Origin of the sequence: Nocardia donostiensis, assembly GCF_002081715.1 — a bacterium.
Classification (GTDB): Bacteria; Actinomycetota; Actinomycetes; order Mycobacteriales; family Mycobacteriaceae; genus Nocardia; species Nocardia donostiensis.
In genome coordinates this window covers 1-20,957 of sequence record NZ_MUKP01000059.1, presented here as the reverse complement: position 1 = coordinate 20,957, position 20,957 = coordinate 1, and the positions used below count along the sequence as shown (strand labels likewise).

The window sequence follows — 20,957 nt, the reverse complement described above, 5'->3', positions numbered from 1 at the left end:
CGGGATGCCAGTCCGATGATGACGCCGAGCGCCGAAGTCATACCGCGGGACAGCTTTTTGACTTTGCGGCCGGTGGGCAGATCGAAATCGGCAAGCAGTTCTCGCGCGAAGTCCTCATCCCAGTGCGGGAGCAGATGCCGCGCGGCGCGCAATACATGCTCGACCTTGTAATCGGCCGGATACGACTGGCTTTCCTTGATGAAGGACACGTTCTGCAGCACACCGGCGTTCTCGTGCGGTATGGCACCGTGGATCCGTACCTCACCCGAGGTCTGGAACATCTGACCGGTGAGCACCTGCATCAGCGTGGTCTTGCCTGCACCGTTGCGGCCCAGCAGGCCGTAAATGGTGTTCTCCCGCAGGTCGAAGGTCACATCCTCGAGGGCCGTGACCGAACCGAACCGCATGGTCAGGCCCCGCGCCGACGCGACAACCCTGTCGCCGAGCCCCGTCTGATCGATGGTTGTCGCGCTCATCGCGCTCCCTCCCGCTGGTCGAGCATGGCCTTCAGTTCGTCGATGCCGACGCCCAGCTTGCCCGCTTCCGCGATGAGCGGGTCGATGAATTGCTGGGCGAAACGTTCCCTGCGCCGCAGCCGCAAGGCGTCGCGCGCACCCACGGTGACGAACATGCCGATCCCTCGTTTCTTGTACAAAATCCCGTCCGCTACCAGCTGATTCAGCCCTTTGGCTGCTGTCGCCGGGTTGATCCGATGGAAGGCAGCGAGCTCGTTCGACGACGGGGCCTGCGCGTCCTCGGCCAGCGTCCCGTCGATGATCGAGTTCTCGATCATCTCCGCGATCTGCAGGAAGAGCGGCTTCCCGTCTTCGAGCACCGAGCTCACCTCCCTCGGCTGGGTGGTTCACTACTCATGTAATGAACCATAGAGCCCCCAGGAGGCTTCATGCAAGCGGAACCGCATAAGCCCTCCGCGAACGCGTCCCGAACGACACCGCCCGAAACCTGGCACACCAGGTGCTCATATCGGCACCGCACCGACGATCGAGCGACACCATCGGGTTCTCGGCAAGCTCGTCGGTGATCACTATGCGACGGACAACTGGTACCCGATGCCCACCTCGCCGCCTTGGCGATCGATCACGGTGTGACGGTGCGCTCCTTCGACACCGATTTCGCCCGCTTTCCCGAGGTGGAGTGGATCAACCCGCTAGCCAGGTGACGGTGACCGGGTAACGTTCGGCCACTGCGACGACTGACGCATCAACGGTGCCGAGGGGAAGATCGGCGTACTTGTCGCGGATCAGGCGACATCCGGCTTTTCGAATCGGGCAACAAACCGCAGTTCGAGTGCGTGTGCCAATCGGTCCAGCATACCGAGAGTGGGTGTGCCACCACCGGATTCGAGGCGGGAAACATCGGGCTGACGCAGTCCAGCGCGCTGGGCCAGCTGTGTCTGGGTGAGCCCGAGTTCCAGCCGTCGTTCGCGGATGGCGTTGGCGAACTCGATGGCCGGCCTACTACCACCTGCGGCCGAATGCAGAGAGCCCACCCGGACCGCAATCGGAGAAGCGATCGCGGAACGGATGGACTCGTCTGGAACTGCTGTGGACGCATTGCGGACGGAAGGCGCTTCGTAGATGCTCCGTCGCAGGTCAGGCCGCTACAGCGGCCTACACGTCGAAGTAGAGTTCGAACTCGTACGGGTGCGGGCGCAGGTTCACCGGGGCGATCTCGTGGTCGCGCTTGAGAGTGATCCAGGTTTCGATCAGGTCCTCGGTGAAGACATTGCCTTCGGTGAGGTAGTCGTGGTCGGCTTCCAGGCGGTCGATGACCGAGGACAGGCTGGTGGGGGCCTGCGGGATGTTCTTGGCCTCCTCCGGCGGGAGCTCGTAGAGGTCCTTGTCGACGGGGGCCAGGGGCTCCATCTTCTTCTTGATGCCGTCCAGGCCTGCCATCAGCATGGCGGCGAAGGCCAGGTACGGGTTACCCGAGGAGTCCGGCGCACGGAACTCGATGCGCTTGGCCTTCGGGTTGTTGCCGGTGACCGGGATACGGACCGCGGCGGAACGATTGCGCTGCGAGTACACCAGGTTGATGGGGGCCTCGTAGCCGGGGACCAGGCGGTGGTAGGAGTTCACGGTGGGGTTGGTGAACGCCAGCAGCGAGGGGGCGTGGTACAGGATGCCGCCGATGTAGTGGCGGGCCAGATCCGACAGGCCGCCGTAGCCGGACTCGTCGTGGAACAGCGGCTTGCCGTCCTTCCACAGCGACTGGTGCACGTGCATACCGGAGCCGTTGTCACCGAACAGCGGCTTCGGCATGAAGGTGACGGTCTTACCCTCGGCCCACGCGGTGTTCTTGACGATGTACTTGAACAGCTGCAGGTCGTCGGCTGCGTGCAGCAGAGTGTTGAACTTGTAGTTGATCTCGGCCTGCCCAGCGGTACCCACCTCGTGATGGCCGCGTTCCAGCTCGAAACCGGCCTGCTGCAGGTTGGTGGAGATCTTGTCGCGCAGATCGACGTAGTGGTCGTAGGGGGCGACAGGGAAGTAACCACCCTTGCTGCGGACCTTGTAACCGCGGTTGAGGGTGCCGTCCGGGTTGAACTCCGCACCGGTGTTCCAGGAACCGGAAATCGACTCGATCTCGTAGAACGCACCGTTCATCGCCGAGTCGTAGCGGATCGAATCGAAGATGTAGAACTCGGCCTCGGCACCGAAGAACGCGGTATCGGCAATACCGGTGGACCGCAGGTACTCCTCGGCCTTACGCGCGACATTCCGCGGGTCGCGAGAGTAGGCCTCGCGGGTGAACGGATCGTGCACGAAGAAGTCCATGTTGAGCGTCTTCGCGGACCGGAACAAATCCAACTGCGCGGTGCCGACATCCGGCAGCAGCAGCATGTCGGACTCGTCGATGGACTGGAAACCCCGCACCGACGAACCGTCGAAGGCCAACCCGTCCTCGGCGAGGTCGGCGGTGAACGCCTTCGCCGGGATGGAGAAGTGCTGCTGCACACCGGGCAGATCGCTGAAACGGATGTCGACGTATTCGACGTCCTCATCGGCGATGAACTTGATGACCTCGTCGGCCGTGCTGAACGTCACTTAAGTCTCCTTACGGATAGGTTCCCAGCAAGCGTCGACTGCATGGGCGTCGCGACCAGACGGTATGGATGTGGTGTTTCCCGGTCGTCAAGCTTGTGTTTCACCGGTGTTACACATGCAATCCGCGCCGGGGCAATGGCCACGCGAGCACAAAAAAGCATGGTAGTCGCGGTGCAGGCACCGCAGCCATGACAATGTGTGGCTGGTCATACCCGAAGCGAAGGCTAAGGCAAGCCCTATCCTGGGTGCATGGGACGTATCACCGGATCCTGGCTTTCCGGACCTTCCGCCGATCCGGGTGATCCGGCGATCGGCGAATTCCCCGGTGAACAACTGGGCCTGCCGAAAGAAGGCGCAGGCTCGCTACCGGGTATGGCGCGGCGGATCGCGGCGCTGTTTCTCGACTGGATGATTTCGCTCGGACTGTCGGCGGCGATCGAGGGCGGTATGCCCAACTCGTCACTGACGTTGCTGATCTGGTTCGTGATCGGCGTCGGCGCGGTCGCGCTGTTCGGGTTCACGCCGGGCCAGTACTTCCTGCGATTGCGGGTGATACGCATCGATGCGCCGGTCACGGTGGGTTTCGTGCGGGCACTGGCACGTCAGGTGCTGCTGGTGTTCGTGGTGCCCGCGCTGTTCACCGACGCCGACGGACGCGGTATGCACGACCGCGCGACCGGCACCGCGGTGGTGCGCGCCCGCTGACCCGCCCGCGACAGGAAACGGCCGACTGCTGAGCACGGCCGCCGCCGCAACAGTCAGCGCCTGCGGATAGTGCGCTGCATACCGCGCATCTTCGCACCGGTCGGCATCGGCCCCTTCGGCAGCGCAGGCCCACCGCTACGGGAGCTGAGCGCGCTCAATCGGGCTTCGATCTGGTCCATCCGCTTGGTGTCGATATTGCGGGGCAGTTTGGTGATGTAGCGCTGGAGCTGTTTGAGCGGCACCTGGCCCTCGTCGTTGCCGATCACCACGTCGTAGATGGGAGTGTCGCCGATCAGGCGGGCCGTGCGCTTCTTTTCCTGTGCCAGCAGCGACCGCACCCGTTGCGGAGAGCCTTCGGCGACGAAGATGACGCCGGGCGTGCCGATCACCCGGTGCACGGCATCCAGCTGGGTGGTTGCGGCGACACCGTTGGTCACCCGCCATTTGCCCTGCAGGTTGTCCAGCGCCCATGCAGCCGCGCCCGCCTGGCCCTCGGCTTTGCTGTAGACGCTGTTCTGCACGCGGCGACCGAAGATGATGAACGCCAGCAGCACGCCGAGCAGGATGCCCAGCGGCAGCAGGAACCACTGCAGGCCGAAGATCAGCCCGATCCCGAACAGCACCACGGTGCTGGCCACCAGCGCGCCGATCATCAGCGGCAGCAGCAGCTTGTCTTCCTTGCGCTGCATCTGGAACGCCTGCCAGAGCTGCTGGCGGCGCTCCTTCGACTGCTGCTTGCGCGCCGCTTTCGCGGCGGCTTTCGCTTCCTTGCTGGACTTACCTGCTGGCATACCGTTCAGGATATCGCTCGGTGTCGTACCGCCGACCACGGGACGAAGCGCTCCACCGCGCCTGGTATCGGTCCCGCCCGGCCTGCCGGGCAGTCAACGGCGACGATGCGACCTCGGTCACGGCTACCACCCCGATCACAGCTGTCGCCCTGAGCACAGTGGCCGGAACACGTTTCGGCGTACCCGAGCATCCCCGTCCCGCCGGACGGCACCGGCGACCAGGTCGGCTCCTGGTACACCCGAGCTGAACAGCCGCATCGGAGTGACCGCGTCTGTTGCCGTCATGGACCGAACACCCCAGGTTCCGGGGCTGGACGAAACTCGGTGGCGCGCTCGATAGTCCTAGGGTGAGCCAACGTTCTGTCCTGCCGCCGCGTGGGTTGCTGCTGTTGTTCGGGTTCATCGCCGCGATAGCCGTCTCGGTACCGCTGACGGTATGGGCGCCGGTGAGCGTCGCGCAGCCGCCGTACCACTCGTGGCAGGACTACATCGACACCCCGGACGGGGTACGGCTGCATGTGGACGTGCTGCGCCCGCCGGGCGTCGCCGACGAGGTGCCGACGCCGGTGATCATGACCGTCAGCCCGTATCGGGCGCATGCGGCGTATCTGAGCCAGCCGCGGCCCGAGGGCGGACCGTCGGTGGAGAACCTGACCGCCGAGATGTTCCTCGACGCCGGCTACACCTATGCGATCGTGGATCTGCGCGGGTTCGGCGGTTCGTCGGGCTGCCTGGATTTCGGCGGACCGGGGGAACGCTCGGATGTGACGACCGCGGTGGAGTGGGCGGCGGCGCAGCCGTGGTCCACCGGCAAGGTCGGTTTGGCAGGCACGTCCTATGAGGCGTGGACCGGGTTGATGGGTTTGGCGACCCAGCCGGAAGGACTGGCGGCGGTGGCAGCGTTCGAGCCGGTGGTCGACCCGTACTCGTACCTGTACATGCAGGGCATCTCGTGGAAGTTCTCCGGGAAACCGGTGACCGAGAACGGGGTGCGCCCGGCTGACCTCGCCGGGCTGGAGCACCTGTTGATCGCCAGCACTCCCGGGCACCCGACCGATTCACCGGAGTACCACGCCAACGCGCTGTCGCTGTCGCTGGACTGTTACACCGAATACCAGGCTCAGATCACCGACCACAACGGCGACACCGAGTTCTGGCGCGACCGCGACCTGGTGCGGCAGGTGCAGGACAACACCATCCCGCTGTTCCTGGGACAGGGTTTCCTCGACTACAACACTCGGGCTTACCGGGTGTTCGAACTGTGGGACGCCATGGGCCCGGGTGAGCACAAAGCATGGTTCGGGCAGTGGGGGCACCGGAACTGTCATGAGAAATGCGGCACCCCGCACTTCGACGGCGAACTGCTGGCGTTCTTCGACCGGCACGTCGCCGAACGGGATGTGACCGTCCCCGGGCCTGCGATCACCGTCGGACAGATGGACGGCCGGTGGCGGGCGGAGACCGCGTGGCCGCCTGCGGACGCGGTGACGACGTCGGTCGAGTTGCGCACCGGCACCTACATCGACCGCGGGCTGCTGCCCGGACCGGACCGGCAGATCTGGTCGGTGTCCGAACCGCTGCCGGACGGGTTGCATATGGCCGGTATCCCGCGGGCATCGCTGAAACTGGACGGCCCGCCGGAGGCGGCCGTCGCGGTCGAGTTGTACGACATTGCCCCCGACGGGCAGGCGCTGGTGATGACGCGCGGTATCGCCCCGGTCGCCGACACCGCCGAGGTGCAGTTACTCGCCCAGGACTGGCCGATCGCGCCCGGGCACCGGCTCGGCATCCTCATCACCGATGTGGTGGACGACGTGTGGTCGCACGCCCCATCGCTGGCCCGGGTCACCGTCACCGCAGCCACCCTGCAACTGCCGGTGTTCACCGACCCGCGCCCCGCCGACCTACCGGGCGGTATCCCGGAGAATCTCGCCAAGTGGCGTAACGAGGAGACGGTTCGCCTCGACCCGGCCATGTTGAACAATGCAGTAGTGCCTGTGAACCTACCCACCCCCATGCGATGACCGGCCCCCGCCGCGACGGGATGCCCGCCCGCACCGACACCACGCATCCGGGACCGGCCGGCCCCGTCGCACGCGCACGCAGCGGTCCCGTCGACTACCCGGTGGACGCCGCGACAGCGCAACGGCTGGCCGAGGCCCTGCGGTGTGCAACGGTGTCGCGGGAGGAACCCGGCAGCGGCGAAGCCGACGCCGAGTTCGCTCGGTTGAGCGCACACCTGGAGCGATCGTTCCCGCGCGTGCACACCGAACTGGACCTACAGCTGTTCGGGTACAGCAGGCTCTACACCTGGCGGGGTACCGACCCGTCACGAACATCGGCGATCCTGCTCGCCCACCAGGACGTGGTACCCGCCGACGACCCGCAGAGCTGGACCCATCCACCGTTCGCGGGCATCGTCGACGACGAATTCGTCTGGGGCCGCGGCGCTATCGACGACAAGAGCCGGGTGATGGCGATCCTGGAAGCGGTGGAGTCGGCGCTCGCCGACGGAGTACGTCCGCGGCACACCGTGTATTTGGCGTTCGGACACGACGAGGAAGTGTTCGGCGACGAGGGCGCGGTGCGGATAGCGCAACAACTGCGCTCCGAAGGTGTGCACGCGGATCTGCTGCTCGACGAGGGCGGGGTGATCACCGACGGCGTCGCCGACGGAATCAGCTGTCCGGTCGCGACGATCATGCTGGGCGAGAAGGGCTATGCGACGGTCCGGTTATCGGTGTCGCACACCGGCGGGCATTCGTCCATGCCGGGTAAGCAGACCGCGGTCGGCAGGCTGGCGCGGGCGGTGAGCCGCGTCCAGGATCATCCGATGCCATTGCGGGTGACACCGGTGGTCACGGATATGCTCACGCGCCTGCGTCCGGTGATGCCGCCGCTGCGCCGCCGTGCGCTCGGCGCGGCCGCAGCAGTGCAGCCGCTGGTCAAGCGGATATTGGCCGCGCAACCACAGACCGAGGCGATGGTGCGCACCACCACCGCACCGACCGTGATCCGCGGCGGAACGAAAGCGAACGTGCTGCCGCAGCACGCGGAGGCGCTGCTCAATTTCCGTATCCTGCCCGGTGATTCGCTGGGCTCGGTGCTCGCGCACTGCCGGAAAGTGATCCGCGACCCCGGCGTCCGGATCGACTTGATCGGCATGTCCTCCGAACCGTCGCGGGTCGGCGCTCCGGGACCGGAGTTCGACCGCATCGCCGATCTCGCCGCCGCAGTGGTCCCCGGTATCGCGGTGACCACCGGTATCGTGCCGGGCGCCACCGATTCCCGCCATTACGACGACCTCGCGAGTACCCGCTGCAACTTCGCCCCCGTGCTGTTCACCCGAGCGGATCTGGACCGTATTCACGGAACCGATGAACGAATCTCACTGGTGAACTACTCTCGCCTCATCGAATTCAACCGGCGGCTGATCGACCAGCTCGCAGACCAGTCGCCAGCCCGACATCAGGAGCCTCTCAGATGAGCAGCGGTCGCAAGACCAGCGATCAGGATTTGACCGCAAACACCGGCGCCACAACGGTTTCCGACACCGATCTCACACCGGACGCCGATACGGAATCCGAGCAGAGCAATACTCCGGCAGACACCGCCGAGACCCCCGAAGCCACCACCGAGGAAGCCGCCGAAGCCAGCACCACCGCGAGCCCGGCCGACACAGCGGATTCCGGCGCGGGCGGTAGCGCTTCGGCTGACGCAAAGGACGGCACCGGGGCTTCCGAGAAGGAAGCCGCATCGCGTGTCGCTGATACCGGTGCCGCCCGCGTGGATGACGCAGACGAGTTGAAACCGGATGCGGATTCGCCGGAAGCGGTAGGCAGCGCGGTTCCGGACGAGCAGAGCTCGGAGGCGACCGGCGCCGGATCGGTGAGCTCCGGCAAAGACAGCGCAGGCACCGACAGCCCCGCCAGCACAGATACCCGCAGCGGGGACACACATGCACCGACCGACGCAGGCACCGTTGGTGCAGAAGACTCTGCCGTCGCGGACACCGGCAGCACGGGCACCGACGACCCCGCCGGCACGGATACCAACAGCTCGGACACGGATGAACCGGCCGAAGCTGAAGTAGGCAGTGCAGATGCCGACAAAGCAGATGCCGACAAACCGACCGACACCGACGCAGAAGACGCGGACGCCGTCAGCGCAAGCAAGGATGACTCCGACGACGAGCCCGCGCATGCCGACCGTGGCACGTTCGACAGTGCGGGGAACCGGATCACCTGGCGGGCCTGGCTTCCGCAAGACGCGGTACGCGGCGTGATCGTGCTGGTGCACGGTGTAGCCGAGCATGCCGGACGTTACGAGCATGTCGGGAAACGGTTCAGCGACGCCGGTTACGCGGTGTACGCGCTGGATCACACCGGGCACGGGGCGTCGGCTGGGGCGCGGGCGAATATCGGTTCCATGGATTCGGCCGCCGACAATGTTGCGCAACTGCTGGAGGTGGCCGGTCAGGAATTCCCGGAGGTACCGCGGTTCCTGACCGGGCATTCGATGGGTGCGCTGGTCGTGCTGTATCTGGTTACGCGGACACCGGTCGACGTCGCGGGTGTGGTGGTGTCCGCGCCGCCACTGGATATTCCGGTGGGCAATCCAGCGCAGCGGCTACTCGCCCCCGTGCTGACCAGGCTCGCCCCGAACCTGGGTGTGCTGAAACTGGATTCGTCGGATATCAGCCGTGACCCGGATGTCGTCGCCGCCTACGACAACGATCCCCTGGTCTTCCGTGGCAAACTCCCGGCCCGCACCGCCACCGAGATCCTCAACGCGTCGATAGCGGTGAAGGGTCGTCTGGACAAGCTGACGGTCCCGACACTGGCCATGCACGGCACGGCCGACACCATCGCGGCCCCGTCCAGCACCGATCTGATCGAAAAGGGCGCGGGCACCGAGGATCTCACCGTGCATCGCTACGAGGGTCTCTACCACGAGATCTTCAACGAGCCCGAAAAAGACCAGGTCCTCGGCGATGTCGTCGACTGGTTGAACGCGCACAGCGGCACCGAGTAGACCCTGGGGCGACGCTGCCCACGCTCTCCCGCAGCGGGGCAGCGTCGCTGGGGCCCTCCCCTACGGGCTCGAGCCCGTTCGCGCTCGGCCTCGGGCTACACAGTACCGGCGGTGGGGCGAACCCCTGGACAGGTCACGGCGCACAGCCTTGTGACCCCCGGCTCTGGAGCGCTCTGCGTTCGGCGCCCCCATCCGGGTTTCTTTCCGGCGGCGTCACCGCTGCGTCGGTACGCTCAGGTAGCTGGGTGCGCCACCCTCCCGCTACCTGGGCTCGAAATCCCACCCGGAAGGCTTCTGCGGTGTACTTCGAAGAGTTCCCGTCCCCTGGCGCGCTGACCGCGGACACCGCCGCGTCTCTCGCCGATACCGCCGGAAAGTTCTCCTCCTACCTCACGATCACCGCCAACGACCACTCCGTCAACGCACCGGTCCTGCCCTGGTGCTGGGCGGAACTGGGCATCCAGGCAGGCACCCCGGTAATCGTCACCACAGATCGCGGCCACCGCCCAACGGGCCTCGAAGACCGCCGCGCCCTGGCCGCTTTCGTATCCCGCTACCGCGAACTCACCGCACCGCCGGAATAGGTTCATTCTCCGAAAACGCGCTCCACCACCGCTTTAGCGCGCCTGGTGACCCGCATGTAGTGGTCGAGGAATTCCCCGCCGTCCTCGGTAGGCCAACCAGCGACCTTCGCCACGGCGGACAGTTCGCGGCCCGGTCCGGGAAGCTGATCGGTGGGTTTGCCACGGACCAGGACCAGGGCATTGCGGGCGGCAGTTGCGGTGATCCAGGCTTGGCGCAGGAGATCGACATCGGCGGCGTCGAGCAGTTCGGTTTCTTCGATGACATCGAGGGATTGCAGGGTGGAAGTGTTGTGCAGGCCGGGGATTTCGTGGGCGTGGCGCAGTTGGAGGAGCTGAACGGTCCATTCGATATCGGCGAGGCCGCCGCGGCCGAGTTTGGTGTGGGTGGCGGGATCGGCGCCGCGCGGGAGACGTTCGGAATCCACTCGCGCCTTGATACGGCGGATTTCGCGGACCGCGTCGGCGGAGACGCCGCCCGTGGGGTAGCGCACGGTGTCGATGGTGTGCAGGAAACGGACACCGAGGTCTTGGTCACCCGCTACCTGGTGGGCGCGCAACAGGGCTTGCACTTCCCATGGTTGCGCCCACTGACTGTAGTAGGCGGCGTAGGAGGCGAGGGTGCGGACCAGGGGGCCGCTGCGCCCCTCCGGGCGCAGACCGGAGTCCACCTGCAGCGGCGGGTCGGTGCTTGGTGCGCCGAGTAGGCGCTGCACCTGATCGGCGATGCTGTTGGCCCATTTGACGGCGTCGGTTTCGTCCTCGCCCGCGCGCGGGTCGCAGACGAACAGCACATCGGCATCGGAGCCGTAGCCGATTTCCATACCGCCGAGACGCCCCATACCGATGACCGCGAAATCGGCGGGGGCGGGCGCGCCGCGCTGCGCCTCACTGGCCCGGATCACCGCACGAAGGGCGGCCTCTAGCACCGCCACCCACACCGACGACAGTGACCGGCACACCCGAGGCACATCGAGCAGACCGAGCAGGTCCGCGGAAGCGACCCGGGCGAGTTCGTGCCTGCGTAGCGAACGAGACGCTGCCACAGCACGTTTCGGGTCGTCGTAGCGTGCGGCGGCAGTGAGGATGCCGCGCGCCACCTCCTCGGGTTGGGTGCGCAACAGCAGCGGCCCCTCCGGGCCGTCGGCATACATGCGAATGGTTTCCGGGGCGTTGATCAGCAGATCCGGTAGATACGCCGAGGAGCCGAGCACGATCATCAACCGCTGCCCCACCGCGCCCTCGTCGCGCAGTACCCGCAGATACCAGTCCTGGTCGGTCAACCCTTCCGACACTCGCCGGTAGGCCAGCAGCCCGGCGTCCGGATCGGGGGTGTCGCCGAGCCATACCAGCAGCGTCGGCAGTAGCAGCGCCTGGATGCGGCCCTTGCGGGAGACACCGCCGGTGAGCGCGCGCAGATGGCCCAGCGCGTGTTCGGGGGCCGCGTAGCCGAGGGCAGCGAGCTGACGGACCGCGGCGTCGGGGCTCAACCGCAACGCCGCGGGCTCCAGCCGCACCACCGATTCCAGCAGCGGCCGGTAGAAGAGTTTGGCGTGCAACCTGCGCACCCGGACGGTGTTGCGGCGGATCTCGCTGCGCAACACTCCGGCCGCGTTCTGCCTGCCGTCGGGGCGAATATGCGCGGCCCTGGCCAGCCAGCGCATCCCTTCCTCGTCGTTGTCGGGGGGCAGGGTGTGGGTGCGTTTGAGCCGCTGCAACTGCAGGCGGTGTTCGAGCAGGCGCAGGAATTCATAGGAGGCGTTGAGGTTGGCAGCGTCGTCACGGCCGACATAGCCGCCCGCGGCGAGCGCGGACAACGCTTCGACGGTGCCCTGCACGTGCAGTGTGTCATCGACCCGCCCGTGCACCAATTGCAGTAGCTGCACGGCGAATTCGACATCGCGAAGACTGCCGCTGCCGAGTTTCAGCTCACGTTCCCGCAGCTCCTCGGGCACCAGATTCTCCACGCGGCGGCGCATCGCCCGCACGTCCGCCACGAAATCGGGGCGCTCGGATGCGGTCCACACCATCGGCATGATCGCGGCCCGATACTGTTCGCCGAGCTCGAGGTCGCCGGTCATCGGCCTGGCCTTGAGCAGGGCCTGGAATTCCCAGGTTCGCGCCCACCGCTGGTAGTAGGCCACATGGGATTCGAGGGTGCGTACCAGCGCACCGGCTTTGCCTTCCGGACGCAGTGCGGCGTCGACTTCGAAGAACGCGGCCGAGGCGATGCTCATGGTTTCGGCGGCCAGCCGGGCGGCGGTGCTGTCTGCGGGTTCGGCGACGAACAACACATCGACATCGCTGACGTAGTTCAGCTCCTGCGCCCCGCTCTTACCCATGGCGATCACCGCGAGCCGCCCCGGGCATTCCTCGCCTGCGTGGACACGGGCGATCGCGACAGCCAGCGCGGTGGTCATGGCCGCGTCGGCCAGGGCGGTCAGCTGCCGTCCCACCACCTGGTACGGCAGCACCGGCTCGTCCTCGACGGTCGCGGCCAAATCGGCGGCGGCCAGCAGCATGAGCTGGTCGCGGTAGCGTTTACGCAGCGCAGCGATGACTTCGGGGCCGGATACCCCGGCGCGGTAGATCATCGGCCCGGCATGCGGGCCGGTCTCCGGCTCGGCTTCCACCACCGCCAGCAGATCGGCGATCAGCTCGTTGCGACTGGGCAGTTCGCTGTGGTGCAACAGCTTCCACGATCCAGGATCGGCCACCAGGTGATCGCCGAGCGCGGTGGACGAGCCGATCAGCGCGAACAGTCTGCCGCGCAGCGCGGTGTCGGTACGCAGCACCGCGTCCAGCTCCGGCCAGTCGGTTCCGAGCGCTTCACGCAACCGGATCAATGTCGCCAAGGCGAGATCCGGGTCAGGGGCGCGCGACAGCGACCACAGCACCGGAATGCTCTCGATATTGTCCCAGGCGAGTTCCCGTAACGAAGCAGCCGCTGTCGGCTCGAGCAACCCGAGCCGACCGACGCCGGGAACAGCGGAACGGGCAGACGGTGGCCGGACCATGCCTCAAAGCTACCGGGTCGGTTCCGGCGCGCCTACCGGCGGTCAGAGGCCGAGGTACTCGCGCAACTCGAACTGGGTCACCTGGCTGCGGTAGTCGGCCCATTCCCGCCGCTTGTTGCGCAGGAAGAAGTCGAAAACGTGCTCGCCGAGCGTTTCGGCGACCAGTTCGGAGCGTTCCATCGCCTGCAGCGCCTCGTCGAGGGTTCCCGGTAGTTCGCGGAAGCCCATGGCGCGGCGTTCGGCGCTGGTCAGCGACCACACGTCGTCCTCGGCCTCCGGCGGCAAGGTGTAGCCCTTTTCGATACCGCGCAGACCGGCGGCCAGCAGCACCGCGAACGACAGGTACGGGTTGCAGGCCGAGTCCGGGCTGCGGATCTCGGCACGCCGCGAGGACGCCTTGTTCGGCGTGTACATCGGCACCCGCACCAGCGCCGACCGATTGGACCGGCCCCAGGATGCGGCGGTCGGCGCTTCGCCGCCGTGGATGAGCCGTTTATAGGAGTTGACCCACTGGTTGGTGATCGCGCTGATCTCATGGGCGTGTTCGAGGATGCCCGCGATGAACGCGCGCGCGGTCGCCGATAGATTGATCGGGTCGTCCGGATCGTGGAAAGCGTTGGCTTCGCCCTCGAACAGGCTCATGTGTGTGTGCATGGCCGAGCCCGGGTATTGGGCGAAAGGTTTCGGCATGAACGTCGCGCGCACGCCCTCGTCGATGGCGACCTCTTTGATGAGGTAGCGAAACGTCATCACGTTGTCGGCCATCGACAGCGCGTCGGCGTAACGCAGATCGATCTCCTGCTGGCCTGGGGCGCCCTCATGGTGGCTGAACTCCACCGAGATACCCATCGACTCCAGGGCGTCGATGGCGTGGCGGCGGAAGTTGGGGGCGGCATCGTGCACGGCCTGGTCGAAGAAACCGCCGGTATCCGCAGGTACCGGTTTCGTGTCCTCCGTGCCGTTCTTGATCAGGAAGAACTCGATCTCGGGGTGCACATAGCAGCTGAACCCGACATCGGCGGCCTTGTTGAGCTGCCGCCGCAGCACATGCCGCGGATCGGCCCACGACGGGGAACCGTCGGGCATGGTGATATCGCAGAACATCCGCGCCGAATGCTGGTGCCCCTTACTGGAGGACCACGGCAGCACCCGGAAGGTCGACGGATCGGGCCGGGCGACCATATCGGCCTCGGAGATCCGGGCGAAACCTTCGATGGCCGAGCCGTCGAAGCCGATACCTTCCTCGAAGGCGCCTTCGAGTTCGGCGGGAGCGATCGCGACGGACTTGAGATAGCCCAAGACGTCGGTGAACCAGAGACGCACAAAGCGGATGTCCCGCTCTTCGAGCGTCCGCAGCACGAATTCCTTCTGGCGATCCATGTCCGCGAGAGTAAGCATCCGGCGTTAAATCCGTGTTACATGGCCGATCAGGGTTCGTGTCGCGGCCCGGGGTCAGCAGCGCAGGCCGGGTTCGGGGGTTTTCAGGTCGGTCAGGTAGGCGACGACGGCGTCGTCCACGCAGGGAACGCCGCCGTTCAACGCGACCGTATGGCTGTCACCCTCGTGGGTGATCAGGGCCGCCCCGAGCTGTTCGGCCAGCTCTACCCCGGCCTGGTACGGGGTAGCCGGGTCACCGGTGGTGGAGACGACCACGGTGGTGGGCAGGCCGGTCACCTCGATGTCGTGCGGGGTGCTCGTATTGGGCACCGGCCAGCTCGCGCACAGCTCCAGCGGGGCGGCGCCGGTGCCGCGGCCGTCGTCGAGGAACGGGGCGGCCTTGCGGTATTCGATGTCCTGCCTGCCCGAGACAGCCGGGTCGGTGATGCGCGGGTCGTCGACGCAGCGGATGGCGTTGAACGCGTCGGTGATGTTGGAGTAGGTGCCGTCGTCACGGCGGCCGTTGTACAGGTCGGCCAGTAGCAGCAGGGTGTCGCCGTTCCCGTCGCGCAGTTCGGCCAGGCCGAGGGTGAGCACCGGCCAGAACTCCTCACTGTAGAGGGTCTGCTGGACGCCGGTGATGGCGTCGTTGTAGCTGAGACCGCGCGGATCGGTGGTGGCGGCGGGCCGGTCCCACAGCGGGTCGACCAGCGACCGGAACTCCTTCACCGCCTGGCCGGGGTCGGTGCCCAGTGGGCAGTCGTCACTGGTGACGCAGTCGGCGACGTAGGCGTCGAACGCCTGCTGGAAACCTTCGGCCTGGCGCAGTGATTCGGTCACCGGGTCCTGGGAGGGGTCGATTGCCCCGTCGAGGACCATGGCGCGCACATTGCCGGGGTATTTCTCCGCGTATGCCGCACCGAGCCGGGTGCCGTAGGAGTAGCCGATATAGCTCAGTTTCGGGTCGCCGAGCACCGCGCGGATGATGTCCATGTCCTGGATGACCTCGCGGGTACCGACATGGGCGAGGAATTCTTTACCGGTGTGCTCGACGCACTGGGCGGCGTATTCCCGGTTGTCCGCCTCGTCGGCTGCGATCCCGGCCGGGGTGTTGACCTCGGGTTTCTCGGCGCGTTCTGCGTCGGCTTCCTGCGGGGTGAGGCAGGAGATCGCCGGAAGGGAAGCGCCGACACCGCGCGGGTCGAATCCGATCCGGTCGAATCGCTCGGCCAGCGGGGTGCCGCCGCCGATGGTGATGGTGGACAGACCCGCCATCCCCGGGCCGCCGGGATTGAACAGCAGCGAACCGATGCGGTCCCCGGTGGCAGGTAGCCGGGACAGGGCGATCTGGGCGGTCGCCTGCTCCGGTTCGGCGTAGTCGACCGGGACGGTGATGCGGGCGCATTCGGCTTTCGGTGGCAGCCGCTCGTCCGGAGCGGTGAAACCGGCGCACGACCCCCACTGCGGGGTCTGGGAGTAGAAGTTTTCCAATCCGGTCGGCGCGGGCGGCGGCACCGTTTCTTCGGATTCGACGGTGCATCCGGTGGCCGCACCGGAGAACACCGCCGCCGCCAACACTGTCACCAGCACACCACGCCCACCACTCCACACCGCCGCCATGCTAGTCGCGTCGGCCGCGAGGCACACCGCCGCCGGTGTGACCAACCGCACCTGGTCGCGGGCTTAAAGCGCGCCCGGGACCGGTGGCAGACTGAATTGGTCAACCAGACCCGGGGACCCGTACGGGCCTCGAGGAGACGAAAGGGACGACGATGTCCGAATCCGCTTCGGAAACCCCTGCCTACGGCGCTGTATCCGAAACCACGCAACCGGCCCGGCGCAAAACCCGCGTCCACCATCTGCAGCAGATGAAGGCGACGGGCGAGCGCTGGTCCATGCTCACCGCCTACGACTACTCCTCGGCGCGGCTGTTCGCCGAAGCCGGCATTCCGGTGCTGTTGGTCGGCGATTCGGCCGCCAACGTGGTCTATGGCTACGACACCACGGTGCCCGTCACCGCCGACGAACTGATCCCGCTGGTGCGCGGTGTGGTGCGCGGCGCCCCACACGCACTGGTGGTGGCCGATCTACCGTTCGGCAGTTACGAGAGTTCGCCGCAGCAGGCGCTGGCGACCGCGACTCGGTTCATGAAAGAAGGGCTCGCGCACGCGGTGAAACTGGAGGGCGGCGAACGTATCGCCGAACAGATCGCGCTGATCACCGCGGCCGGCATCCCGGTGATGGGACATATCGGCTTCACCCCGCAGAGCGTCAACACTCTTGGCGGTTTCCGGGTGCAGGGCCGCGGCGAAGGCGCCGAAGGCCTTATCGCCGACGCCATCGCAGTGCAGGAGGCGGGCGCGTTCTCGGTGGTGATGGAAATGGTGCCCGCCGATCTCGCCGGCCAGGTCACCCGCAAACTCACCATCCCCACCATCGGTATCGGCGCAGGCCCCGACTGCGACGCTCAGGTGCTGGTCTGGCAGGACATGGCCGGGTACAGCAGCGGCAAAACCGCCAAGTTCGTCAAACGCTTCGCCGAGATCGGCGACAGCTTGCGCGACGCGGCCGCCACCTACGCCGACGAAGTCCGGCGCGGCACCTTCCCTGGCCCCGAACACAGCTTCTGACCCAACTCCGGCTGGATGGTGCCGACTTCGGCACCATCCAGCCGTGGCCGCGTTCGACTTGGGGTATGCCCAGTTCCGGGCAGTGGTGTGGGGGCGAAGATGGCAGACTCGTAGCGACGATTTCTACTCGAGCAGAGGGTACTGATGCGGGAACGCGGTTGGATGTCACGGGGCGCGCTGGTGGTGGCTGGGGTTTGCGGGGCCGTTGTGCTGACCGCGTGCGGGGGTGGAACGAACGAGGGGGCGGAGTCGAGTACATCGGCTGCCCCGGCGACCACGACGGGGCAGACGTCGGCTGCGCCGGGGACGCCGTTCGAGGTTCCGGATGACGCGGCCGTCGCACTGTGCGACATGATCCGGCCGGAGCTGTCGAACTTCCGGGTGCAGGGGCCTACGTTGGGGCGGGTCGGGCTGAACGCGATGGTGCACGAGTGGGCGCTGCGCAACGGCGCGATCAATGCACAGGTGCTGGGCGATAAAGCGGTTATCGACCGGGCGACCACGAAAGCGTGCCCGGATGTGCGCCAGGAGGCGATCGAAGCGCTGGAGTTGAAAGATCTGGCTTCGGGTCTGGTGTTCTGATGCGGGAGCTGTATCCGCCACTGGAACCCTATGAGCGCGACACGCTCGACGTCGGTGACGGGCAGTCGGTGTACTGGGAGGTGAGCGGGAACCCGGACGGCAAACCGGCGGTGTTCCTGCACGGCGGCCCCGGCGGGGCGACCGCACCGTGGCAGCGGCGGTTCTTCGATCCCGAGCAGTACCGGATCGTACTGTTCGACCAGCGCGGCTGCGGCCGCTCCACCCCACATCTCGCCGACGACGCCGACCTGTCGGTCAACACCACCGCGCACCTGATCTCCGACATCGAGGCCTTGCGCGAACATCTGGGCATCGACCGGTGGCTGGTGTTCGGCGGGTCCTGGGGTTCGACGCTGGCGCTGACGTATGCGCAGCAGTACCCGCGGCGGGTCACCGAACTGGTGTTGCGCGGGATCTTCCTGTTGCGTCGCAAGGAGCTCGACTGGTTCTACAACGGCGCGGCGGGCTACGTCTACCCCGACGAATGGGAGAAGTTCCTGGCCCCGGTGCCCGAGCCCGAACGCGGCGGCGACCTGGTAGAGGCATATCACCGGCTGCTGCACTCCTCCGACCCCGATATCGCGATCGCCGCGGCGATCGCCTGGTCTACCTGGGAAAGCTCCACCAGCACGCTGCGCCCGCAACCGGGTCGGGTCGAGGAGGCCGCGGAGCCGCGTTTCGCGCTCGCCATGGCCCGGATCGAAAACCACTACGTCCGCAACGGCGGCTTCCTCGACGAAGGGCAGCTGCTGCGCGATATCCACACCATCGCCGGAATCCCGGCTGTGATCGTGCAGGGCCGCCACGACATCGTCTGCCCCACCGTCAGCGCCTGGGAACTGCATCGCGCGTGGCCGGGGTCGGCGCTGCACATCGTCGACGACGCCGGTCATGCGGCGAGCGAACCGGGCATCATCCATCACCTGGTGGAAGCGACCGACGGATTCGCGAAAGCAGGCTGATCATGGCGGTACGAGCAGGCGATGCGCTGACCGCGGCCCTGCGCGACGATATCGACCGCCTGCTGACCGCTGAACCCGAAGTGCGCCGCGACGCTGCGGATTCGGTGCATCAGATGCGGGTGGCGACGCGGCGGCTGCGCAGCATCCTGCGCTCCTATACCGGGCTGCTCGATCCCGGCGCAACAAATGAGGTTCGCACCGAACTGGCGTGGCTGGCCGGTGTGCTCGGAGTTGCCAGGGACGCGGAGGTCCGGGGCGACCGGTTCGCCACATTGCTGCAGACATATGCCGGGCCCGCACCAGGAACGAACGCATCCGCGCCCGATACCGTCGACGCAGGCACAACCGATACGGCCCGACCTTCCGCCGCAGCCGCCGCCACGTCCACCGGGAATGTTTCCGGCGTCTCCTCTCATGCGCCCCGCCGCACACACAGTGCCGATGACGTCGTGCCCGGCCCGGGCACGACGGTGACCGGTGCCGCGATCGCATCGGCGACACGACGGCTGGTGGACGCCGAACGCGACCGCTATTCCGCCGCGCACGACGCAGTGTTGTCGGCGCTCGGCAGCTACCGATACCTTGCGCTGCGGGAACGGCTTTCGTCCTGGCGCACCGATCCCCCGCTGCGCGACTCGGCCGCCGGCGAACCGGCAACAGAGTTTTTCGCGGCGGTGCTGCGGAAGGACCGGCGGCGGGTAGCAGGCCTGGTCCGCGACGAAATCACCGTCGCGGCGGCCGATCGCATCGAACTGCTGCACGATATCCGCAAGAGCACCAAGCGTTTACGGTATTCCTGCGAAGCGGCGTTCCCGGTTCTCGGCGACCACGCCGCAGCACTCGGCAACCAGGCCAAGCTCCTGCAAACCGTCCTCGGCGATCACCGCGACGCCGTCGAATCCCACACCGCGATCGTCGCCCGCGCTGCCGAAGCGCATGCCGCCGGAGAGGACACGTCGCTGTTCCGGGTATTGGCCGATGTGGAGGAAGCGGCCGCCGGGCGCTTCCTCGCCGGTTATCCCGCAGCCGCGGCGGCACTGGAACCCCGTTGAGCGCAGCCTCTCGGTTCGCACTCACTCGGGTCGAGGCGCGGGGATCGGGACGGGGGCCATCGGCACCGGGCCGTCCGGTCCGCCGGTGAACGACAGCGCGCGCAGGATGGGTTTGTCGGTGGCGAGTTCGAGTTCCATGCGCTGGTAGATCACGGCCAGCGACAGCACCAGTTCCATCATGGCGAAGTTCTGGGCGATGCAGATGCGTTTGCCCGCGCTGAAGGCCAGGAAGCCGTGGCGGCGTTCGGGGGTGGTGGTGCCGGGGAGGTGGCGGGTGGGGTCGAAGCGTTCGGGGTCTGCCCAGGGGTTCGGATTGTGGTGGACACCGTGCAGGCTGATCACCACGGTGGTGCCCGGTTCGATGCGGTAACCGGCGAGGGTGTCGGGTGCTTTCGCTACTCGTGTGAGGCCGATGATCGGCGGGTACAGCCGCATCGATTCGATGAGCACGGCTTTGGTCCAGATGAGCTGGTCCGCGTCGGCGGCGGTGGGGGTGCGCCCGCCGAGCACTTCGCGGAGTTCGGTCTGTAGGCGGGCCCGGACCTCGGGGTGTTCGGCGAGAAGTTTGCAGGTCCAGGTCAGCGCGGTGGCTGAGGTTTCCATGCCCGCGCCGATGAAGGTCATCAGCTCGTCGTGGATCTCGGTGTCGCTGTAGGCGTGGCCGGTTTCGGGGTCACGGGCGTCCATGAGCAGGCCGAGCAGGTTGTCCTTGCGGGCGATGCGGCCGCTGCGATGGTCGGCGATGAGAGTGTCGACGGCGCGTTCGATGCGGGTGAGTTCCAGCATGACGTGCGGTGCGGTGAACCAGGTGAGCCAGCGCATGGCCGTGATCGGCAGCCGCGAGCCCGCCCGCTGCTCCTCTGGGGTTGTGTGCTTGACGAGGAAGGTGGACAGTGCACGCAGCGGGCGGCTGACATTGGTGACGAAGCCGACGCCGAAGAACTTCAGCAGGTTGGTCAACCGGATCTGGGAGATCGGCCCGGTCAGCTCGGTGCCGAACATGGTGCGAGCGACGATATCGAGGGTGAGCCGGTTCATCTCGACGCCGATATCGACCGGCCCGTCGGCTCGCAGGATGCGGTCGGCGGCGTCGGTGGCGGCGTCGGTGATGGGTCCGGCGAACCGGTCGATGGTGGAGCGGGCGAAGATCGGCTGCAC

Annotated in this window: 18 protein-coding genes; 9 read left to right on the top strand and 9 right to left on the bottom strand. The window is 66.9% G+C overall.

Annotated features, from left to right (window positions below):
* The 4 genes from B0T44_RS24180 to glnA all read right to left on the bottom strand — a co-directional run.
* The coding region (locus tag B0T44_RS24180) for an ATP-binding cassette domain-containing protein (RefSeq protein WP_139795344.1) at nucleotides 1-476 on the bottom strand (476 nt) is incomplete at its 3' end.
* Entirely contained in the window at nucleotides 473-793 is a 321-nt protein-coding gene (locus tag B0T44_RS24175) for a GntR family transcriptional regulator (protein ID WP_425436789.1), read from the bottom strand. The genes B0T44_RS24180 and B0T44_RS24175, both read right to left, overlap by 4 nt.
* A gap of 468 nt (nucleotides 794-1,261) precedes the next feature.
* Nucleotides 1,262-1,510, bottom strand: coding sequence for a helix-turn-helix domain-containing protein (locus B0T44_RS24165; RefSeq protein ID WP_245839088.1), 249 nt, complete (start codon nucleotides 1,508-1,510; stop codon nucleotides 1,262-1,264).
* Nucleotides 1,511-1,631: 121 nt separating this feature from the next.
* Nucleotides 1,632-3,068, bottom strand: a complete 1,437-nt coding sequence (glnA, locus tag B0T44_RS24160; protein ID WP_077116597.1) for a type I glutamate--ammonia ligase — start codon at nucleotides 3,066-3,068, stop codon at nucleotides 1,632-1,634.
* Between the two features lie 249 nt (nucleotides 3,069-3,317).
* On the opposite strand from glnA, the gene B0T44_RS24155 reads away from it, so the two are divergent.
* Nucleotides 3,318-3,773 (top strand): RDD family protein, encoded by a 456-nt coding sequence (locus B0T44_RS24155; RefSeq protein ID WP_077116596.1) that lies wholly within the window; start codon nucleotides 3,318-3,320, stop codon nucleotides 3,771-3,773.
* Nucleotides 3,774-3,826: 53 nt separating this feature from the next.
* Here the strand turns inward: B0T44_RS24155 and B0T44_RS24150 are convergent, their stop codons facing one another.
* Nucleotides 3,827-4,564, bottom strand: a complete 738-nt coding sequence (locus B0T44_RS24150; RefSeq protein ID WP_077116664.1) for a DUF4191 domain-containing protein — start codon at nucleotides 4,562-4,564, stop codon at nucleotides 3,827-3,829.
* A 347-nt stretch (nucleotides 4,565-4,911) separates the two neighbouring features.
* Here B0T44_RS24150 and B0T44_RS24145 point away from each other — a divergent pair, with 347 nt between their 5' ends.
* The 4 genes from B0T44_RS24145 to B0T44_RS24130 all read left to right on the top strand — a co-directional run bounded on the left by B0T44_RS24145 (nucleotide 4,912) and on the right by B0T44_RS24130 (nucleotide 10,182).
* Nucleotides 4,912-6,588: a CocE/NonD family hydrolase gene (locus tag B0T44_RS24145; RefSeq protein ID WP_077116595.1), complete on the top strand. Its 1,677-nt coding sequence runs from the start codon at nucleotides 4,912-4,914 to the stop codon at nucleotides 6,586-6,588.
* Nucleotides 6,585-8,051, top strand: coding sequence for a M20/M25/M40 family metallo-hydrolase (locus B0T44_RS24140; RefSeq protein ID WP_245839087.1), 1,467 nt, complete (start codon nucleotides 6,585-6,587; stop codon nucleotides 8,049-8,051). Before B0T44_RS24145 ends, B0T44_RS24140 begins: the two co-directional genes overlap by 4 nt.
* Entirely contained in the window at nucleotides 8,048-9,598 is a 1,551-nt protein-coding gene (locus tag B0T44_RS27645) for an alpha/beta hydrolase (RefSeq protein ID WP_217697486.1), read from the top strand. The genes B0T44_RS24140 and B0T44_RS27645 overlap by 4 nt, the downstream gene beginning before the upstream one ends.
* 299 nt (nucleotides 9,599-9,897) lie before the next feature.
* Entirely contained in the window at nucleotides 9,898-10,182 is a 285-nt protein-coding gene (locus tag B0T44_RS24130) for an HPr family phosphocarrier protein (RefSeq protein ID WP_077116594.1), read from the top strand.
* Between the two features lie 2 nt (nucleotides 10,183-10,184).
* Here the strand turns inward: B0T44_RS24130 and B0T44_RS24125 are convergent, their stop codons facing one another.
* The 3 genes from B0T44_RS24125 to B0T44_RS24115 form a co-directional block, all read right to left on the bottom strand.
* The gene (locus tag B0T44_RS24125) at nucleotides 10,185-13,196 is read right to left on the bottom strand and encodes a bifunctional [glutamine synthetase] adenylyltransferase/[glutamine synthetase]-adenylyl-L-tyrosine phosphorylase (protein ID WP_077116593.1); all 3,012 of its coding nucleotides are present in this window, start codon (nucleotides 13,194-13,196) and stop codon (nucleotides 10,185-10,187) included.
* A 42-nt stretch (nucleotides 13,197-13,238) separates the two neighbouring features.
* Nucleotides 13,239-14,576, bottom strand: a complete 1,338-nt coding sequence (locus tag B0T44_RS24120; RefSeq protein WP_077116592.1) for a glutamine synthetase family protein — start codon at nucleotides 14,574-14,576, stop codon at nucleotides 13,239-13,241.
* 72 nt (nucleotides 14,577-14,648) lie between these two features.
* Complete coding sequence (locus B0T44_RS24115; protein WP_077116661.1) at nucleotides 14,649-16,193, bottom strand: alpha/beta hydrolase; 1,545 nt, start codon at nucleotides 16,191-16,193, stop codon at nucleotides 14,649-14,651.
* A gap of 152 nt (nucleotides 16,194-16,345) precedes the next feature.
* On the opposite strand from B0T44_RS24115, the gene panB reads away from it, so the two are divergent.
* The 4 genes from panB (at nucleotide 16,346) to B0T44_RS24095 (ending at nucleotide 19,799) form a co-directional block, all read left to right on the top strand.
* Nucleotides 16,346-17,203, top strand: coding sequence for a 3-methyl-2-oxobutanoate hydroxymethyltransferase (gene panB / locus B0T44_RS24110; RefSeq protein WP_077116591.1), 858 nt, complete (start codon nucleotides 16,346-16,348; stop codon nucleotides 17,201-17,203).
* 162 nt (nucleotides 17,204-17,365) lie between these two features.
* On the top strand, nucleotides 17,366-17,785 hold the full coding sequence (locus tag B0T44_RS24105) for a hypothetical protein (RefSeq protein ID WP_245839086.1): 420 nt from the start codon (nucleotides 17,366-17,368) through the stop codon (nucleotides 17,783-17,785).
* Entirely contained in the window at nucleotides 17,785-18,747 is a 963-nt protein-coding gene (gene pip / locus B0T44_RS24100; RefSeq protein WP_077116589.1) for a prolyl aminopeptidase, read from the top strand. Before B0T44_RS24105 ends, pip begins: the two co-directional genes overlap by 1 nt.
* A 2-nt stretch (nucleotides 18,748-18,749) precedes the next feature.
* Nucleotides 18,750-19,799 carry a CHAD domain-containing protein gene (locus B0T44_RS24095; RefSeq protein WP_081512627.1) on the top strand — a complete coding sequence of 350 codons (1,050 nt, stop codon included), beginning with the start codon at nucleotides 18,750-18,752 and terminating at the stop codon, nucleotides 19,797-19,799.
* A 21-nt stretch (nucleotides 19,800-19,820) separates the two neighbouring features.
* Here B0T44_RS24095 and B0T44_RS24090 read toward each other — a convergent pair.
* Nucleotides 19,821-20,957, bottom strand: a 1,137-nt coding sequence (locus tag B0T44_RS24090; protein WP_176219234.1) for a cytochrome P450, incomplete at its 5' end; no start/stop codon positions are given.

Excerpts from the sequence above, each read along its gene's own strand:
- B0T44_RS24175 (WP_425436789.1), bottom strand. The coding sequence starts at position 793 with ATGATCGAGAACTCGATCATCGACGGGACGCTGGCCGAGGACGCGCAG.
- B0T44_RS24155 (WP_077116596.1), top strand. The coding sequence starts at position 3,318 with ATGGGACGTATCACCGGATCCTGGCTTTCCGGACCTTCCGCCGATCCG.
- B0T44_RS24150 (WP_077116664.1), bottom strand. The coding sequence starts at position 4,564 with ATGCCAGCAGGTAAGTCCAGCAAGGAAGCGAAAGCCGCCGCGAAAGCG.
- B0T44_RS24140 (WP_245839087.1), top strand. The coding sequence starts at position 6,585 with ATGACCGGCCCCCGCCGCGACGGGATGCCCGCCCGCACCGACACCACG.
- B0T44_RS27645 (WP_217697486.1), top strand. The coding sequence starts at position 8,048 with ATGAGCAGCGGTCGCAAGACCAGCGATCAGGATTTGACCGCAAACACC.
- B0T44_RS24125 (WP_077116593.1), bottom strand. The coding sequence starts at position 13,196 with ATGGTCCGGCCACCGTCTGCCCGTTCCGCTGTTCCCGGCGTCGGTCGG.
- B0T44_RS24120 (WP_077116592.1), bottom strand. The coding sequence starts at position 14,576 with ATGGATCGCCAGAAGGAATTCGTGCTGCGGACGCTCGAAGAGCGGGAC.
- B0T44_RS24115 (WP_077116661.1), bottom strand. The coding sequence starts at position 16,193 with ATGGCGGCGGTGTGGAGTGGTGGGCGTGGTGTGCTGGTGACAGTGTTG.
- panB (WP_077116591.1), top strand. The coding sequence starts at position 16,346 with ATGTCCGAATCCGCTTCGGAAACCCCTGCCTACGGCGCTGTATCCGAA.
- B0T44_RS24105 (WP_245839086.1), top strand. The coding sequence starts at position 17,366 with ATGTCACGGGGCGCGCTGGTGGTGGCTGGGGTTTGCGGGGCCGTTGTG.
- pip (WP_077116589.1), top strand. The coding sequence starts at position 17,785 with ATGCGGGAGCTGTATCCGCCACTGGAACCCTATGAGCGCGACACGCTC.
- B0T44_RS24095 (WP_081512627.1), top strand. The coding sequence starts at position 18,750 with ATGGCGGTACGAGCAGGCGATGCGCTGACCGCGGCCCTGCGCGACGAT.